We start from the raw sequence: 18,217 nt of genomic DNA on the forward strand, positions 1-18,217 counted from the left end.
GCTGCCGGTCTGTCCGTCGTCATAGGAGTTTTCATGCGTTTGCCCCAGTTTTTCGCTGCCGCCGCTTTGATGCTGGCTGGCACATTCAGTCTCTCTGCCTTCGCTGATACTGCCCCCGATCAGGCTATTCGCAAGACGCTCGACTCGCTGGAGCTGCAATTGCCGGTCGAGAGCATCTCGCCGAGCCCGCTCAACGGCCTTTACGAAGTGAAACTCAAGGGCGGCCGTGTTCTGTACGCCAGTGCCGACGGTCAGTTCGTGGTTCAGGGCTATCTGTTTCAAGTGCAGAACGGCAAGCCGGTCAATCTGACCGAGAAGACCGAGCGTCTGGCCATCTCCAAGACCATCAATGCCATTCCGACTTCCGAGATGGTGATTTACCCGGCTTTGGGCGAGACCAAGTCGCACATCACGGTATTCACCGACACCACCTGCCCGTATTGCCACAAGCTGCACGAGGAAGTCGGGCAGTTGAACAAAATGGGTGTAGAAGTCCGTTACATGGCATTCCCGCGTCAGGGCCTGGGGTCTCCGGGTGACGAGCAGTTGCAGGCCGTCTGGTGCTCCAAGGACCGCAAGAGCGCCATGGACCGCATGGTCGACGGCAAGGATATCAAGGCTGCCAAATGCGACAATCCGGTGAGCAGGCAATATGAAATAGGTCAGTCGATCGGCGTCAATGGCACACCTGCAATTGTCCTCGCCGACGGTCAGGTTATTCCGGGTTATCAACCTGCAGCTCAGGTTGCCAAACTGGCGCTGAGCGCCAAATAAGCCGGCGCGTTCAGGCTTGCCTTGCGTGTGCAGGGCACCAGCTTTCGGCATTTCGTCAAATGTGTAGTCGCATGGCGACATGCGGCGGTTTTCCACAGTCGATTCAGGTTCGGCTGTTTTTCGGGGAGTTCATCAGTGAAACCGGTCAAAGTAGGCATATGTGGGCTGGGTACTGTCGGTGGCGGTACTTTCAACGTACTTCAGCGTAACGCCGAGGAGATTGCCCGCCGGGCCGGGCGTGGAATCGAAGTTGCGCAGATTGCGGTTCGTACACCAAACCCCAATTGCCAGATCGGCGGTACGCCTACTACCAGTGATGTATTTGCCGTTGCGACCAACCCTGAAATCGATATCGTCGTCGAGCTGATCGGTGGCTACACCATAGCCCGTGATCTGGTTCTCAAGGCCATCGAGCACGGCAAGCATGTAGTGACTGCCAACAAGGCGCTTATCGCGGTTCATGGCAACGAGATTTTCGCCAAAGCGCGTGAAAAGGGCGTGATCGTAGCCTTTGAAGCCGCTGTTGCTGGTGGTATCCCGGTCATCAAGGCCATCCGTGAAGGCCTGTCGGCAAACCGCATCAATTGGGTTGCAGGCATTATCAACGGCACCGGCAACTTCATCCTTACCGAAATGCGCGAGAAGGGCCGTACGTTCCCGGACGTGCTGGCCGAAGCCCAGGCGTTGGGTTACGCCGAAGCCGACCCGACCTTCGACGTGGAAGGTATCGACGCAGCGCACAAACTGACGATTCTGGCCTCCATTGCCTTCGGCATTCCATTGCAGTTCGACAAGGCCTACACCGAAGGCATTACCAAGCTGACCACCGCGGACGTGAACTACGCCGAAGCGCTGGGTTATCGCATCAAGCACCTGGGCGTTGCACGCAGCACGGCTCAGGGTATCGAATTGCGCGTACACCCGACGCTGATCCCGGCTGACCGTCTCATCGCCAACGTAAACGGTGTGATGAATGCTGTCATGGTCAACGGCGATGCGTCCGGTTCGACCCTGTTCTATGGGGCCGGTGCCGGTATGGAGCCTACGGCTTCTTCCGTGGTGGCTGATCTGGTGGACGTGGTCCGGGCGATGACATCCGATCCGGAAAACCGCGTACCTCACCTGGCGTTTCAGCCTGACTCGTTGTCGGCCCATCCGATCCTGCCGATCGAAGCCTGCGAAAGCGCCTATTACCTGCGCATCCAGGCCAAGGATCACCCAGGCGTGCTGGCTCAGGTAGCGAGTATCCTGTCCGAGCGCGGTATCAACATAGAGTCGATCATGCAGAAAGAAGTCGAAGAACATGATGGCCTGGTGCCGATGATCCTGTTGACGCACCGGGTGGTGGAGCAGCGCATCAATGACGCCATTCAAGCCCTGGAAGCTCTTCAGGACGTGGTTGGCCCCGTCGTTCGTATTCGCGTAGAACATCTCAATTAAGGCAGCAGCAAGCGATCCGTTTCAAGCTTCACGCCACACGCTACAGGCCAGACGCCACCCGTCTTGAGCTTGCAGCTTGTGGTTTCAAGCTTGCAGCATCAAGCTTGCAGCTCAAACCAAAGGTTTGGTCCCATGCGCTATATCAGTACTCGCGGGCAAGCGCCTGCATTGAATTTCGAAGACGTGCTACTGACTGGTCTGGCCAGCGACGGCGGCCTCTATGTGCCGGAAAACCTGCCACGCTTCACTCAGGAAGAGATCGCCTCCTGGGCCGGTCTGCCTTATCACGAACTTGCTTTCCGGGTGATGCGCCCTTTTGTGTCTGGAAGCATCCCGGATGCCGATTTCAAGAAAATCCTTGAAGAGACTTACGGCGTCTTTGCCCACAGTGCGGTAGCCCCGTTGCGTCAGTTGAATGGCAATGAATGGGTACTTGAGCTGTTCCACGGCCCTACGCTGGCGTTCAAGGATTTCGCGCTGCAATTGCTCGGTCGTCTGCTGGACTACGTGCTGGCCGAGCGTGGCGAGCGCGTGGTGATCATCGGCGCAACGTCCGGCGACACCGGTTCTGCGGCCATCGAAGGCTGCCGCCGGTGCGATAACGTCGATATCTTCATTCTGCACCCGAACAATCGGGTATCGGACGTTCAGCGCCGGCAGATGACCACCATCTTCGGCGACAACATCCATAACATCGCTGTAGAAGGCAACTTTGACGACTGCCAGGAAATGGTCAAGGCCAGTTTCGCCGACCAGGGTTTCCTCAAGGGTACACGTCTGGTAGCGGTCAATTCGATCAACTGGGCGCGGATAATGGCCCAGATCGTCTACTACTTCCATGCCTCGCTGCAATTGGGCGGGCCTGCGCGCTCGGTATCGTTTTCGGTTCCGACCGGTAACTTCGGCGATATCTTTGCCGGTTATCTGGCACGCAATATGGGGCTACCGGTCAATCAACTGATTGTTGCCACCAATCGCAACGACATTCTGCACCGCTTCATGAGCGGTAATCAGTACGTCAAGGAAACCCTGCACGCCACGTTGTCGCCTTCCATGGACATCATGGTGTCGTCCAACTTCGAGCGCCTGCTGTTCGATATGCACGGTCGCAACGGCTCTGCCATTGCCGAACTGATGAGCACATTCAGGCAGGGGGGCGGTTTCAGTGTCGAAGAAGAACGCTGGACCGAGACCCGCAAACTGTTCGATTCGCTGGCGGTCAGCGATGAGGACACCTGCACGACCATCGCCGAAGTGTTTGCCAGCACTGGCGAGCTGCTGGACCCACACACCGCTATCGGGGTCAAGGCGGCCCGTGAATGCCGTCGCAGCCTGGACGCGCCAATGGTTATTCTGGGGACCGCGCATCCAGTCAAGTTTCCGGAAGCCGTGGAGAAGGCCGGTGTAGGAAAAGCGCTTGAACTGCCTGCACATTTGTCTGATTTATTCGAACGTGACGAGCGCTGCACGGTGCTGCCAAATGACCTGAAAGCCATACAGGCGTTTGTCAGCCAGCACGGCAATCGCGGCAAACCGCTCTGACAGAAGCGTCGTGTAACAACTTTAGGCCCGCCACTTGGCGGGCCTTTCTGTTTCTACGTGCCAAACTTCGCTGGTTTTTCGAACCATAGGGTTGGGTCATTTGCAGTGAAGCAGGCAAGCATGCAGAGCGTAGTCAGGGAGACAGGCAGTACATCGAGGTGTCGCGCATGGCGCATGGCATGCGTGTTGTGGGCGCTGATTTTTGCCGGAGCGGCCGGTGCAGCGCAAAGCTTGCCGTTTACACTGACAGCGCCCTTCGTGGTTTCAGCGGATCTTGCTCTCGCAGATCAGGATCGGGCATGGCTCGACCAGCGCAAGGTGCTTCGAGTCGGCATCGCGATCGCCGACTATGAACCCATTGATATCACCAGCGACCGTAACCGCTATCAGGGTATCAGTGCCGACTACCTCGGGCTGGTCAGTGATCAGCTGAACATCCCTGTGCAGGTGACGGGGTTTGCCAAACGTTACGAGGCCATCGAGGCGCTGCGCGACGGCAAGATAGACCTTCTGACTAGTGCCAACGGTTTTGAACGGGGTGTGAAGGGGCTGTCATTCTCGACCGAATACATGCCCGACCGATCAGTGGTCGTCGGTCGCGGTGATGATCTGAGTCCGCCGCCGGGCCTGGCCGGCAAAAAGGTTGTACTGCTTGATGGCTATGCCGATTCGGATGTGGCCCATCGGGTTTATCCTGACAGCGAGCTCATTATCGCGCCTAACCTCTACAGCGCTCTCGAGGCTTTGAGTCAGGGCGAAGTCGACGTGTTCATCGGCAACGAAGTCATTGTCCGTGCCTATACAGCACTGCGGCCTTATCTCGGATTACAGATCAAGTTCGAAAGCCGATTGCCTCCGGTAGGGTTCTCCTTTGCCGTGCGTGATGATGAGCAGCGCTTGCTGGCTTTCATCAATCGTGCGCTGGACAGCATTGAACCCTCTATCAGTCGTGAAGTGCTCGGTCGCTGGACCATGGGGCTGGGCGCTGATGTAGAAGGGCAGCGCATTCGCCTCACCGGTGCCGAGCGGCGCTGGTTGCTGAAGCATCCGAGTGTGACCATTGCCACCACGCAGCATCCGCCATACATCTACAAAGACAAGAACGGCCACTGGGTAGGGCTGAACGCCGATGTACTGTCCCGTATCTCACGCATGACAGGGTTGCAGTTCGTCCATCATGAGGTACCTTCCACGCAGCAAAGCATCGAGATGCTGCGTGCCGGTCTTGCCGAGATGAACACCTCGCTTGCGGAAAACGCCGAGCGCCGACGTTTTCTGGACTTTACCTACTCGTTCGGCGGCAACAGCTGGATGTTCGTGGTGCGCTCCGAGCGCTCGTCCCGGGTATCGCTCGACAGCCTGCAAGGAAAAGTGCTGGCACTGCCTGCCCGGCATGCGCTCGAGGACCTGATCAGGCGCGAGCACCCCTTGATTCAGCTGCGGTTGGTGGACACTTACGATCAGGCTCGTGCTCTGGTGGAAAGCGGTGTTGCCGACGCAACCATTCAGAATGAGGTGGGCGCTTACCTGTTTCCCTCGGGGCAGTTGAAGGTGGCCCGCAGTGTCGATGGCAAATGGTCACCCGACAGATTTTCGGTGATCAAGACCCAGCCCGAGTTGCTGGGTATTCTGAACAAGGCGCTGGAAGAGTTTCCGGTGGCCGAGTTGCGCTCAATCCGTCTGAAGTGGCTGGGATCGGTGCTGCCTCAGCCTTCGCTCTGGGGGCGTATACCGCAATGGGTATTCTGGGTGCTGGCCCTGGCCTTGCTGACCGGACTCGTTTCGCTGGCCTGGAGCAGCCGTCTCAAGGTGCAGATTCGCCAGCGTCTCAAGGCTGAAAGGCAGCTCAATGACCAGTTGGCCTTCAAACATGCCTTGTTCGATGGTATTCCCAATCCGATTTATGTACGGGACCTCAAGGGACGACTGATCTCCTGCAACCGTAGCTACGAGCAAAGCCTGAGCATCAGTTTCGAGCAGATGAATGGCCGACGCCTTACGGATGTCAATCTTATCCCGCGTGCATTGGCCGAGCAGATGCATGCCGATTACCTCAATCTGCTGGAAAATCAACAACCGGTTTTTTCTGATCGCACGATCGAACTGTCCGGAAAACGTCTGGACGTCTGGCAGTGGACCGTCCCTTTTTTCGCCGCCGACGGGCAGTTGCAAGGATTGCTGGGTGGCTGGATCGATATCACAGAGCGCAAGCAGCTTGAGCAGCAGCTTCAGGAAGCAATGCATCTTGCTGCTCAGGCCAACGAGGCCAAAAGTATCTTTCTGGCCAGCATGAGCCATGAAATCCGCACGCCAATGGGGGCCATCATCGGTTTACTGGAGCTGGAATGCGAATACGCAGTGCGCCAGGGGCAGATGCCGTCGCAAGGCTTGCAGGTGGCCCACCGGTCGGCTACGGAGCTGGTGGCACTGATTGGCGAAAGTCTTGACCTGGCGAGAATCGAAGCGGGTGGTATGCAGCTGGCGTTGGCCGTCACATCCTTGCAGGCTCTTTTCGAAGGCGTCATTGAGCTTTTTTCGGCGCAGGCTCGGGATAAGGGGCTGGAACTGCGACTGGAGTTCTCCGAACAGGCGCGGGGAGATTTCTGGCTTGACCCGCTGAGGTTGCGACAGGTGCTGCATAACGTTCTGGGCAATGCATTGAAATTCACCCGGCAAGGGGCGATCACCCTGAGGGTGGATGTATCGGCTGAATCGGCTGACTCATCGCGGGTGCGGATCGGTATTCAGGACAGTGGTGAGGGTATTGAGCCAGAGCGTCAGCAACAGATATTTCAACCGTTCACTCAGGCCAACGATGACACTGCAGCACATTACGGCGGAAGCGGGCTGGGCCTGAGTATCACCTGGCAACTGGTGGAGTTGATGAAGGGTGACATCAGTCTGCACAGTGAACCGGGCAAGGGTACGCTGGTCACCATCGATTTGCCGCTGGTCAGGGTGAGCGAGGCACTTTCGCCTTCTGACGCCGTTTCGGATACCCCCTCGGATACGCGTAGCCTTCGCCTGTTGGTGGTCGATGACATGTCGGCCAATCGGCTGGTATTGACTCGCCAGCTGGAGTTTCTCGGCCATCAGGTGGCGTCGGTAGAAGACGGCAAGGCAGCGCTGTCGAGCTGGCGCCAGGAACCGTTCGACGCGGTGATCACTGACTGCAATATGCCGGGTATCAGTGGCTATGCATTGACCGAAGCCATTCGACAGATTGAAGCGCAAGAGCAGCGCCGACGTTGTCCGGTCATTGGCTGCACCGCTAACGTGATGAGCGACGAGGCTGCACGTTGTGAGCAGGCAGGCATGGATGGCCTGTTGATCAAACCGCTGTCACTGGCGCGTCTGGCCCGGGAGCTGGCGGATCTGGTGCGTGAGCCGACGTTCGACATCGGCACGCTGCGAAACATGACTCAGGCCAATCCGCAACAATTGCAGCGCTTGTTGGGCGAGTTGTGGAAGAACCTCAGGCATGAGCACGCCTTGCTGGAGCCGGCGGTGCTGGCGAACGACTGGCAAACCCTGAGCGCCTGTCTGCATCGGCTCAAGGGCGCGGCCAGTCTGGTTGACGCGGTGCCTTTGGCCAAAGCATGCGCCGCGCTGGATGAAAGTGTACGTCTGCAGTGCGTGGCCAGTACGCCAGAGCGCTGGTTGGCGCTGGAGGCTGCGATGACAGGCTTGCGTGCTGATATCGAGTTGCAATGGTCGGCGATGCCCGGGACTGCGGGGCCAGGCGAGTGAGTCTTGCTGACAGAGTTCTGGGATCGCCAGCGGGTTTAGGACATGTCCTATAGGGTGAGCGCTCGGGACGAGCTACAGTGAGTGTTCCCCTGGGCCGCTGGCCCTGACTCTGTAGGCATGACCGTGCACTCACTCAAGGTTCTGATTCTCGAAGATCATCCTTTCCAGCTGATGGCCCTGCACCAGATGCTCAACGCCAATCAGGTGTTCGATGTGCTGGCGGCCGACAGCGTTGCGGTTGCCCGGCTTTCCCTGCAAAGCCGGGGGCCTGTCGACATTGCCATCTGTGACCTGCAGATGGAAGGTCCCGACGGCCTCGAGTTGATCCGTTTCATGGCTGAAAACGGACTGGCGAGGGCGCTGATAATTGTGAGCAGTTCCGCTGCTTGCGTGCTGGAGGGGGTTGCTCAGCTGGCGCTTAGCCAAGGGTTGAAGGTGTTGGGGTATGTGCAGAAACCTGCTTCGGCTGCAGCGTTATATGATCTGCTCGAGGCGTACGTAAAGAGCCGTGCCGTGCATGCGCCGCGGTCGCCGGTAAACGGCGCATTCGGTGCACTGTCTGCTGTGGAATTATTTGATTCGCCTGGCAGCATGCCTGTAGACGGTGCGTCCGTTGCTGAACAATGGGTTGCCTATTTCCAACCCAAGGTCAGTCTGCAAGGCGAGTTGCTGGGTGCCGAGGCGCTGGTCCGTTGGCAACATCCAGTGCATGGCCTGCTGGCTCCCGGACGGTTCATGGAGGCCATTGACGCTGAGGCGCTGACCATTGCGTTGACTTGGCGTGTGCTGGATCAGGCTCTGCAGTTTTCGGCACAAGTCATGCGCGAGCAGGGTGAGGCGCTCTCGATTGCCGTCAACATCGACCCTCAGGTGCTACAGCAGCCGGATTTCGCCGAGCAGATCATGCAGGCGCTTGCGCGTCATAGCGTACCGCCAACTGCACTGACCCTGGAAATTCTCGAGCAGGACGCCGCCCGCCCGGAAACCTGGCAACTGGAAGGCCTGCTGAGGCTTTGCATGCAGGGCTGCAAACTGTCTATTGATGACTTTGGCATGGGCGCTTCGAATATCGAGAGACTTCTGCAGTTGCCCTTCAGCGAGTTGAAGATCCCGACCGAGTTCGTGCGCGGCATGGCCGACGATGCGCGCAAGTCCGCTGTGGTGGCGGGAGCCATGCTTATGGCGCAGCGGATGTCGATGCCGGTAGTGGTTGAGGGCGTCGAGACGATTGAAGATTTTCACAGCCTGTCGGCTCTGGGCAATCCTGCCATTCAGGGGTATTTCATTGCACCTCCGATGTCCGCATCGGGGTTCATGCGCTGGGTTGCCGAGCGTGATATCCCTCATCTGCTCGCCACATTGACAGATCGGCAGCCTCATGACATGCCGCTTTCCTGCAAATAGATGAACAGCGCAGCGTCGTTGGCCAGGCCGAGTTTGCGCATGGCAGCCACCTTCTGGGCACTGACGGTCTGTTTGCTGCGATTGAGCAGGGCTGCAATCTGGCCGACCGTATGACCGGCCGACAGCAGGCGCAGCACTTCCAGCTCCCTTGGCGACAATCGCTCCGTCTGTAACGGCGCGTCAGGCCCGTGGTGCAGGGCTTCTCTCAGTGCCCTGCGCACGGAATCGGCGACAAACAGCTTACCGTGTTTCACGGCCCTGATTGCAGCAGGCAGCTCTCCGGCAAGGCTGGCCTTGCTCAACAGACCTTGAACATCAAGGTTCAGCATGGACTGAAAAAGCCCGGCATTGCTCAGCGTGGTCACAACGATCACTGGCAGCGCCGGAAAGTCCCGGTGGATACGCTGTAGCAGGCGCAGGCCATCGTTCTGTCGTTCGACGGGCATCATGAAATCAGTCACCAGCACATCACAGACATGGTGCGTGAGCACCTGCAGCAGTTCGTCCGGATTACGGGCCTCGGCGACGACGGTAGCCAGACCGTCCTGTTCCAGGACAACACGCAGACCAATCAAAAAAATAGGGTGGTCATCAGCCACGATGACGCGCAGCGGGCGACGATTGGAATCGCTCAAGGGGTGGCTCCATCAAAAAGGGCTGACGGGTATTACAGATGACGGGTCGATTTAAAGCAGTGATTAATAGCATAGGCACCCTGTAGGACGCGTAGCTGAATTATGTTGAGTTTTCCTACGAACCTGCTTTCCGTATCCCTCTACCTCTGGTTTTTTCCTTGTCACATTCAACAGGCATGCTCGAAATGACAGACAGGTGCTGCGATCAGGCGATAAAAAGAACTTTCTGCTATCGCCGACTGTCATTGGTTAGCACCTTTGCATTCAAACTGTTGAGTGGTGATCCGGATGGAAAATATCAGCTTACTGCTAAGCGAAGCGCTGGCTCCTTATCAGGCCTGTATTGGCCCGGCAGGTACTCGGGGTGAACGTCTGGTGACTCTGAAAGATAAAGCGGGCGTTTGTGTGATCGAGCGTACCTTCGGCGCCGATCAGCTGAGCGACAAACGTCAGCTCACCGACGTGGTAGACGGGCTACGCCGGGATTTGATGGTCGCTGAGGGCAGAATCGAGCCATGCGTCATTGCTGCGATGCGCAATGCTGCAATCGGCCGTACGTTTGTAGGCACTCCGTCTTTTGCTTAACAGTTGCTTGATCCATGTCAACGATGCCGGAACCTAACGGGTTCGCAGCACTCTTATTCATTACGTCAGGTTTGATCATTGTGCTCCGGTGATCAAGGGCTGGCGTACTGACCATAGTGGTCATGTTTACCCCGAGCAGGCCCCCTCTGCCCGGGGTTTCTTTTGTGTGCTCAGTTGTTCTCCAGCAGCGCTCTTACGTCCTCCAGGTAGCGTGCCCGTTGCTCGGGCTCCAGCCACTCTGCGTAAAAACCCATCAGGCTGGTTTCGCGTAGTTCGTGCATCTCGCGGTTGATCTGCGCGAGGGCTTTTTTGCCTTCAGGCGAGTTGCTGCAGCTGATGTAGACAAATTGATAGGCTGAGTTGCCCTTGATCGGTAAAAAGGTCAGTTCATCTGGCCTGATACCTTGTTGCATAGCTTGATAGCGCGCTTCCGGCCAGAAACTGATAAAAGCTTGCAGACGTCCCAGGCGCTCCATTTGCAGAAGACTACCGGTCGCGTCATTACCGTAATGGAGCACCAGTGCGTCTTCGTCGACAGTTTGCAGGGTATGGTCGATCAGTTCCCCATAGCTGCGTTCGGCAACCATGCCCAATTTGATCGTGCGGCTTGCCATCAATGCGGCAAAGTCGATTTTTCCGTCCTCGACATAGGGCTCGAACCTCGAGATTTCCTCTTTGCGTACAATCAGGCCACTGCTGAGTATGGCGCCGATCGGGATCGAGAAAAGCAGGGTTCTGGCTCGTTCGGCGGTCCACAGCATGGTGGGATCGCAACTGAGCGACGTGGCGTCGTTCAGCATCTGCAGGCCTCTGGCGCGGTTGACGCGCATCAGCACATGATCGTAGCCGGGCATTCGTGCAGTCAGCAACGGCATGAGCTGATCAATCGCGCCGCGCCCGCGCATGGCCCCGGAAAAAATCGTCGAAGGCGGTATGTCACGCATCAGCCAGGTCAGCGTTTCCCTCGCCTGACTGGCGCATGACAGGGCCGCCAGCAAGAGGGCGAGCATCAATCGAGCCGTTGTGCAGTACGAGGCAGGAAGGGGCATTCGCGGGTGTCATCCTCGAAAATGGTTCAACGATCTGGAGTGTGGGGGCAGCTCTTTGAGTGGTCCTGCGTCTATGGCGTCACATTCACCTGCCCCGACCGGGAATTCAGGCTGTCACTGCAAATCGTCTGTAAGCACAGATTTGTATCAGAATTTTGTTTCAGGCTATCGATTTTTGTATAGCCCGCAAATCGGGGCGAACACATCCCTGTGCGAGCAAGTTCGTTCACAGGCCCGGCATCGGTTAGACTTGCCATCTTCCCTCCAGATACTAGAAGCCCGTTCATGGCCCAGCCGTCCACGACCTACAAATTCGAACTCAATCTCACCGACCTTGATCGCGGAGTGTACGAGAGCGTCAAGCAGACCATCGCCCGTCACCCTTCGGAAACCGAAGAACGCATGACCGTACGTCTGCTGGCTTATTCCTTTTGGTACAACGAGCAATTGTCGTTCGGCCGCGGCCTGTCCGATGTAGATGAACCTGCGCTGTGGGAAAAAAGCCTGGATGATCGCGTGCTGCACTGGATCGAAGTGGGCCAGCCTGATGCCGACCGCCTGACCTGGTGCTCGCGCCGTACCGAACGCACCAGCCTGCTGGCCTATGGCAGTCTGCGTGTCTGGGAAGGCAAGGTCATCCCGGCGATCAAAAATCTGAAGAACGTCAATATTGCCGCCGTTCCGCAAGAGGTGCTGGAAGTGCTGGCCAAAGACATGCCTCGGGTCATCAAGTGGGATGTGATGATCAGTGAGGGGACTGTGTTCGTCACCGACGACCGTGGCCAGCATGAAGTCCAGTTGCAATGGCTTGCGGGCGAGCGCGGTTGATAACCACCCGTTCCGACCGGCAGACACATAAATCGACACTGCAAAGAGAATCAGCTGACCCGCATGCGCATTGAACCTCGTCTATTGCCCGATACCTTGCCATTCCTCGGCGACCTGCCTCCCTTGCTCACCCGACTGTACGCGGCAAGGGGCGTGGCCTGCGAGGCCGAGCTGGACAAAAGCCTCGCGCGGCTGATTCCTTATCAGCAACTCAAGGGCATCGATGCAGCGGTAGACCTGCTGGTGACAGCGTTGCGCGAGGGTCAGCGCATGCTGATCGTCGGTGATTTCGATGCGGACGGCGCGACCGCCAGCACTGTGGGTGTTCTGGGTCTGCGCCTGTTGGGTGCGGCGCACGTCGATTATCTGGTGCCCAATCGGTTTGAGTACGGTTATGGTCTGACACCGGAAATCGTCGAAGTCGCGTTGCAGCGCGAACCTCAGCTCTTGATCACCGTGGACAATGGCATTTCAAGCGTCGAGGGCGTGGCCGCTGCCAAGGCAGCGGGCTTGCAGGTACTGGTAACCGATCACCATTTGCCGGGTCACGAGCTTCCAGCGGCAGACGCCATCGTCAATCCCAACCAGCCAGGCTGTACCTTTCCCAGTAAATCGCTGGCCGGTGTCGGGGTTATTTTCTATGTATTGATGGCCTTGCGTGCGCGTTTGCGTGAAACCGGCTGGTTCGAGAGCAATCAGCGTGCACAGCCCAATCTTGGCGAGCTTCTGGATCTGGTCGCGCTGGGCAGCGTGGCGGACGTTGTACCGCTCGACGCCAATAACCGCATTCTGGTCCATCAAGGCCTGATGCGTATTCGTGCCGGGCGCGCACGGCCGGGGCTGCGCGCGATTCTCGAGGTCGCACGGCGAGAGCCTTCGCGCATTACCTCCACCGACCTGGGGTTTATTCTCGGGCCGCGGTTGAACGCAGCGGGACGTCTGGATGACATGAGTCTGGGCATTGAATGCCTGCTTTGCGATGACCCGACACTGGCGCGTGAAATGGCCGTGCAACTGGACGAGTTGAACCAGGACCGCAAGTCCATCGAGCAGGGCATGCAACGCGAGGCGCTTGCGCAGCTCAAGGACCTGCCACTGGAGTCCATGCCATTCGGCCTCTGCCTGTTCGACGCCGAATGGCATCAGGGCGTCATCGGCATCCTGGCTTCGCGTCTCAAGGAGCGTTACCACCGACCCACCATCGCCTTCGCCAGTGCCGGGGAGGGCGTGCTCAAGGGCTCGGCCCGCTCGGTGCCGGGCTTTCACATTCGCGATGCGCTGGACGCCGTGGCTGCGGGTCACCCGCAACTGATCAGCAAATTCGGCGGACACGCCATGGCGGCAGGTCTTTCCCTGCCCGAGGAAAACTTTCCTGCGTTTGCCGAAGCATTCGATCTGGAAGTGCGTCGGCAGCTCGATGAGCAGGACCTGACCGGGCGCTTGCTGTCCGATGGTTCGCTGGCGGTCGAGGAGTTTCATCTGGAACTGGCCCGCGCGTTGCGAAATGCCGGTCCCTGGGGGCAGCACTTTCCTGAGCCGTTGTTTCACGGGGTGTTTCAACTGGTCGAGCAACGCGTGGTGGGCGAGCGTCATTTGAAAATGGTCCTCAAGACCGAGTGCGGCAGCGTCAAGCTCGATGGCATTGCGTTCAGCGTCGACCGTGACATCTGGCCCAACCCCAATATTCGCTGGGTCGAACTCGCGTACAAACTCGACCTCAACGAGTTTCGTGGCAACGAAACCGTACAGCTGATGGTGGTGCATCTCGCGCCACGCTGACAATCAGCAGGAACCCCTCTCGCTACCGGGTTGTCGACAACAGACTGTCTGCCGGATCGTTCAATGAATGAACGAGGCCTGGACGCCTGAATTTTCACTACGAGAGGTTGCCATGAGTCTGCTGCTTGAACCCTACACCCTGCGCCAATTGACCCTTCGCAATCGCATCGCGGTGTCGCCGATGTGTCAGTACTCCAGTGTCGATGGTCTGGCCAACGACTGGCACCTGGTTCATCTGGGAAGTCGTGCCGTTGGCGGTGCAGGCCTGGTCATGAGCGAAGCGATGGCGGTGACGCCGGACGGCCGCATCACGCCCGAGGACCTTGGGCTGTGGAACGATGAACAGATCGAACCACTGCAACGCATCACCCGCTTTATCAATGCTCAGGGTGCCGTCGCAGGCATCCAGCTGGCGCACGCCGGCCGCAAGGCCAGCACCTGGCGCCCTTGGCTTGGCAAACACGGCAGCATCTCACTCAATGAGGGCGGCTGGACACCGGTCGGGCCGTCGGCGATTGCGTTTGATCCGCAACATACGGCACCGGTACAGCTGAACGAAACGCAGATTCAGGAGCTGATCAAAGCGTTCGTCGATTCCGCACGACGCGCGCTGACCGCGGGCTTCAAGGTCGTGGAAATTCATGCCGCGCATGGTTATCTGCTGCACCAGTTCCTGTCGCCATTGAGCAATCAGCGCACTGATCAGTATGGGGGTTCGTTCGAAAACCGCATTCGCCTGACGCTGCAAGTCACCGAAGCGGTGCGTGCGGTGTGGCCTGAAGAACTGCCATTATTCGTTCGCGTGTCCGCTACCGACTGGGTGGAAGACGGCTGGAACGCCGATGAAACGGTAGAACTGGCGCGTCGCCTGAAAGCACTGGGCACGGACCTGATCGACGTATCGTCAGGCGGTACGTCTGCCAATGCGGAAATTCCGGTTGGCCCTGGCTATCAGACGCGATTTGCCGAACGGGTTCGCAAAGAGTCCGATATCGCCACAGGCACGGTGGGCATGATTACCGATCCGGCTCAGGCAGAACATATTCTGCGCACCGGGCAGGCCGATATCATCCTGCTGGCTCGAGAGCTGCTGCGTGATCCGTACTGGCCATTGCGTGCCGACGAAGATCTGGGTGGACGGCTGGCGACCTGGCCTGCGCAGTATCAACGCGCCACACACCGGGATCAGCCGATTCATGAGTCTGACCTGCGCGACTGATCATCACCTGGTTCACGGATGACGTATCAAAAAATGAGCGCCGCAAGGCGCTCATTTTTTTATTCCCCCTCCAGCAACTCGGTGACGCGTCCGATCAGTTCGGCAATGGCAAAAGGCTTGGGCAGCACGTGCATGCCTGGTTCGAGTGTGTCATGGGCCAGCGCTGCGTTTTCAGCGTAACCGGTCACGAACAGTATTTTCAGGTCGGGACGTACCTCTCTGGCCGCGTCGGCAACCTGGCGACCGTTCATGCCGCCCGGCAGGCCAACGTCGGTTATCAACAGGTCGATGGCCGCCTTGGACTGCAGAATGGTCAGCGCATCGGCACCTCGCTCGGCCTGCAAAACGACATAACCCAGGTCTTCAAGCAGCTCGGCAATCAGCACGCGCACAGCAGGCTCGTCGTCGACAACCAGGATGGTTTCATCGCCAGCGCTTGGCGTGGGCACTTGTAGAGGGCTGTCTTCAAGTGCCACTGTTTCAGCTTCACCTTCATGCATCGGCAGCAGGATGCAGACGTTGGAACCCTCGCCAACGTTTGAAGTGATATGAACGCCGCCGCCCGACTGCCGTGCAAAACCGTAGATCATCGACAACCCCAGGCCGGTGCCCATGCCTAACGGTTTGGTGGTGAAGAACGGATCGAAGGCCCGAGCCATGACGTCCTTGTCCATGCCAGTGCCTGTGTCGCTGACGGATAACTCTACATAACGCCCTGGGGGCAGTTGATACTTTGTCGCTGTGGCTGCATTCAGATGGCGGTTGCCGGTCTGGATCAGCAGTTGTCCGCCATCGGGCATGGCGTCCTTGGCGTTGATACACAAATTGAGCAGCGAGTTTTCCAACTGGTGCGGATCGACCAGAGTCGACCACAGGCCGCGCGACGCAACGACCTGCATATCGATAGCGGGACCCACGGTACGCCGGATGAGCTCGTCCATGCCCGTGACCAGAAGGTCGATATCCGTGGCCTTGGGGGCCAGGGTCTGGCGGCGCGAGAATGCCAGCAGCCGATGCGTCAGGGAGGCGGCGCGTCTCGAGCCTTCCAGTGCAGCATTGATATAGCGATCCAGCTCTGAGAAGCGTTCCTGTCGGATCCTCGACAGGAGCAGCTCCATATTGCCGGTCACGCCCATCAGCAGATTGTTGAAGTCATGTGCCAGACCGCCGGTCAATTGCCCGACGGCTTCCATTTTCTGGGATTGGATCAGCGCCTCTTCGGCAGCACGCAATGCTTCGATGCGTTTCTTCTCGTGGGTCAGGTGCTTGCCCAGCGCGAAAATGATTCCATTGCCCGGCGCAGCAGTCCAGCCAAACCAGTGATAGGTCCCGTCGACATGCTGATAACGATTTTCAAACAACGGTAGAACATGGCTGATGGTATGTTTCAGGGCATCCTCGGTATTACGGACATCATCGGGGTGCAGCAGAGTCATGATCGAACTGCCCAGCAGCTCTTGTTCCGTATGGCCCAGAAGCACCGTCCAGGCCGGATTCACCCGCAGGAAGATACCGTTGAAATCGAGTATCGCCAGCGGGTCCGGGGAAATCTCCCAAAACGTATCCAGCTCGAGAGTCCGTTGTGCCAGCCTGGCAGTCTGTAGCCGTTCCTGATTGACCAGGTCGTCGATCAGCTTCAGGCGTTTGCGTTCGCTGTCCTGCAAGGCTTGCTGATTGAGCACATGCGCGGTGGTTTCGTTGGTGATGCAAAACATGCCGACGATCATGCCGTGCTCGTCGATCACCGGCGAGAAGGAAAACGACCACCATGTCTGTTCGATCTCACCGAAGCGGGCCATGCTCAGCGGCATGTCCTTGTAATGGCAGGGCTTGCCCGCGTATGCGTCAATGACCAGTGGCGCGACCTGATCCCAGACATCGGCCCACAGGTCCGGGATAAGCGCACCTATCGCGTTATCCTTGCGCGGGCCGAGGATGGGGGTGTAAGCGTCGTTATGGAAAAACACCAACTCCGGCCCCCAGAGCAGGTACATGGACTCTGGCGAGTTCAGGATCAGATTAAGGGTGTTTTTCAGCGATACCGGCCAGTACTCGATAGGCCCGAGAGAGGTCTGGCTCCAGTCCTTTGATCGGATAATCCCGGCAGCCTTGCCGTTAGCTGTCGGGAAACCAGTGGGCGATATCACTTCAGGCAAGCTCCTGACAATCTGCATGGAGGGGGGCAGCAGTGTTCATATGAATGTGCTTAGTGTGTCGAACAACTCAGGCAAGGGAGCTGTATACCCGCTTTTACGCCCGGATGGCACATTATTGACCCTTGAATCCCGATATCGGTTGCACGCATTTCGGCGTCAGGCAGTGCAGTTTGACGAACGGGGCCTGGCGATACCCGTAACATCCGGAAGCACACCGGCAGTTAGAAGCCAGTGACTTCCTGTCAACTTGTTGGTCAATGACTCATCTGACAAACCTTGTAGGAGGCTTCCTGTGAATACGCGTGGTTTACTCGATCAGTTGCTCAAGTCCGGACAAAGCATGTTGCAGGACAAGACTAATGGCAAATCCGGCAAGTCATCGTCGGGCAGCGATTCATTGATCAACGGTCTGGGCAGCCTGCTCGGTGGTGGAAAAGGCCAGGGCGGTTCTCAGAGCGGGCTGGGCGGTCTGTTGTCCGGTGCCGGTGGTGGCGCACTGGCCGCAGGTGCCATGAGCCTCCTGCGGGGCAAACGCTCTCGCGGTATGGGCGGCAAGGTGCTGACCTACGGAGGCCTGGCGGCATTGGGCGTACTGGCCTACAAGGCTTATAACAACTGGCAGGCCAGTCAGGGGCTCACCGGTCAGCGCGAACCGCAGACCATCGACCGGCTTCCGGAGGCCGAGGCCGAGCAGCATAGCCAGGCAATCCTGCGTGCACTGGTTGCCGCAGCAAAAGCCGATGGTCATGTGGATGAGCGTGAGCGTGAACTGATCGAGGGCGAATTCAGCAAGCTGAACAACGATCAGGCACTTCAGCAATGGCTTCAGGCCGAGTTGAACAAGCCGCTGGATCCGGCAGAGGTGGCCCGTGCTGCCACCACGCCTGAAATGGCCGCGGAAATGTACATCGCCAGTGTCATGCTGGTGGATGAAGAGCATTTCATGGAACGCGCCTACCTTGATGAGCTGGCGCGCCAGTTGAAACTGGAGCCCGGCCTGAAGACCGAACTGGAAGGGCAGGTGCGCCAGGCTCAGTAGGCCGGAACTCCCGCCAG

At 58.2% G+C, this 18,217-nt stretch carries 13 protein-coding genes; 10 read left to right on the top strand and 3 right to left on the bottom strand.

Annotated features, from left to right (window positions below):
* Positions 1-33 precede the first annotated feature (33 nt).
* The 5 genes from dsbC to MME58_RS06475 all read left to right on the top strand — a co-directional run bounded on the left by dsbC (position 34) and on the right by MME58_RS06475 (position 8,910).
* Positions 34-774, top strand: a complete 741-nt coding sequence (gene dsbC, locus MME58_RS06455; RefSeq protein WP_055005314.1) for a bifunctional protein-disulfide isomerase/oxidoreductase DsbC — start codon at positions 34-36, stop codon at positions 772-774.
* A 135-nt stretch (positions 775-909) separates the two neighbouring features.
* Complete coding sequence (locus MME58_RS06460; protein ID WP_055005315.1) at positions 910-2,214, top strand: homoserine dehydrogenase; 1,305 nt, start codon at positions 910-912, stop codon at positions 2,212-2,214.
* Positions 2,215-2,346: 132 nt separating this feature from the next.
* On the top strand, positions 2,347-3,756 hold the full coding sequence (thrC, locus tag MME58_RS06465) for a threonine synthase (RefSeq protein ID WP_055005316.1): 1,410 nt from the start codon (positions 2,347-2,349) through the stop codon (positions 3,754-3,756).
* Between the two features lie 174 nt (positions 3,757-3,930).
* The gene (locus tag MME58_RS06470) at positions 3,931-7,506 is read left to right on the top strand and encodes an ATP-binding protein (protein ID WP_055005317.1); all 3,576 of its coding nucleotides are present in this window, start codon (positions 3,931-3,933) and stop codon (positions 7,504-7,506) included.
* A gap of 123 nt (positions 7,507-7,629) precedes the next feature.
* Positions 7,630-8,910 (top strand): EAL domain-containing response regulator, encoded by a 1,281-nt coding sequence (locus MME58_RS06475; protein ID WP_082427199.1) that lies wholly within the window; start codon positions 7,630-7,632, stop codon positions 8,908-8,910.
* On the opposite strand, the gene MME58_RS06480 is transcribed toward MME58_RS06475, so the two are convergent.
* Complete coding sequence (locus tag MME58_RS06480; protein ID WP_055005318.1) at positions 8,883-9,545, bottom strand: response regulator; 663 nt, start codon at positions 9,543-9,545, stop codon at positions 8,883-8,885. The two genes, MME58_RS06475 and MME58_RS06480, sit on opposite strands and share 28 nt — an antisense overlap.
* A 288-nt stretch (positions 9,546-9,833) precedes the next feature.
* Between MME58_RS06480 and MME58_RS06485 the strand changes: the two genes are divergently transcribed.
* Positions 9,834-10,130 (top strand): DUF3509 domain-containing protein, encoded by a 297-nt coding sequence (locus tag MME58_RS06485; RefSeq protein ID WP_054988423.1) that lies wholly within the window; start codon positions 9,834-9,836, stop codon positions 10,128-10,130.
* A gap of 170 nt (positions 10,131-10,300) precedes the next feature.
* Here MME58_RS06485 and MME58_RS06490 read toward each other — a convergent pair whose 3' ends face one another.
* Positions 10,301-11,140 carry a TIGR02285 family protein gene (locus tag MME58_RS06490; protein ID WP_054988424.1) on the bottom strand — a complete coding sequence of 280 codons (840 nt, stop codon included), beginning with the start codon at positions 11,138-11,140 and terminating at the stop codon, positions 10,301-10,303.
* A 324-nt stretch (positions 11,141-11,464) separates the two neighbouring features.
* Here MME58_RS06490 and MME58_RS06495 point away from each other — a divergent pair, with 324 nt between their 5' ends.
* From MME58_RS06495 to MME58_RS06505, 3 genes are all read left to right on the top strand, one after another.
* Positions 11,465-12,007 carry a YaeQ family protein gene (locus MME58_RS06495; RefSeq protein WP_054988425.1) on the top strand — a complete coding sequence of 181 codons (543 nt, stop codon included), beginning with the start codon at positions 11,465-11,467 and terminating at the stop codon, positions 12,005-12,007.
* Between the two features lie 63 nt (positions 12,008-12,070).
* Positions 12,071-13,786, top strand: coding sequence for a single-stranded-DNA-specific exonuclease RecJ (gene recJ, locus MME58_RS06500; protein ID WP_055005319.1), 1,716 nt, complete (start codon positions 12,071-12,073; stop codon positions 13,784-13,786).
* A 112-nt stretch (positions 13,787-13,898) separates the two neighbouring features.
* Positions 13,899-15,005 carry an NADH:flavin oxidoreductase/NADH oxidase gene (locus MME58_RS06505; protein WP_055005343.1) on the top strand — a complete coding sequence of 369 codons (1,107 nt, stop codon included), beginning with the start codon at positions 13,899-13,901 and terminating at the stop codon, positions 15,003-15,005.
* Between the two features lie 59 nt (positions 15,006-15,064).
* On the opposite strand, the gene MME58_RS06510 is transcribed toward MME58_RS06505, so the two are convergent.
* Positions 15,065-17,152 (bottom strand): hybrid sensor histidine kinase/response regulator, encoded by a 2,088-nt coding sequence (locus MME58_RS06510; protein ID WP_055005320.1) that lies wholly within the window; start codon positions 17,150-17,152, stop codon positions 15,065-15,067.
* A gap of 301 nt (positions 17,153-17,453) precedes the next feature.
* Between MME58_RS06510 and MME58_RS06515 the strand changes: the two genes are divergently transcribed.
* Positions 17,454-18,200, top strand: a complete 747-nt coding sequence (locus tag MME58_RS06515) for a tellurite resistance TerB family protein (RefSeq protein ID WP_055005321.1) — start codon at positions 17,454-17,456, stop codon at positions 18,198-18,200.
* Positions 18,201-18,217: the final 17 nt, after the last annotated feature.

The organism is Pseudomonas syringae pv. tagetis (assembly GCF_022557255.1).
Classification (GTDB): Bacteria; Pseudomonadota; Gammaproteobacteria; order Pseudomonadales; family Pseudomonadaceae; genus Aquipseudomonas; species Aquipseudomonas caricapapayae.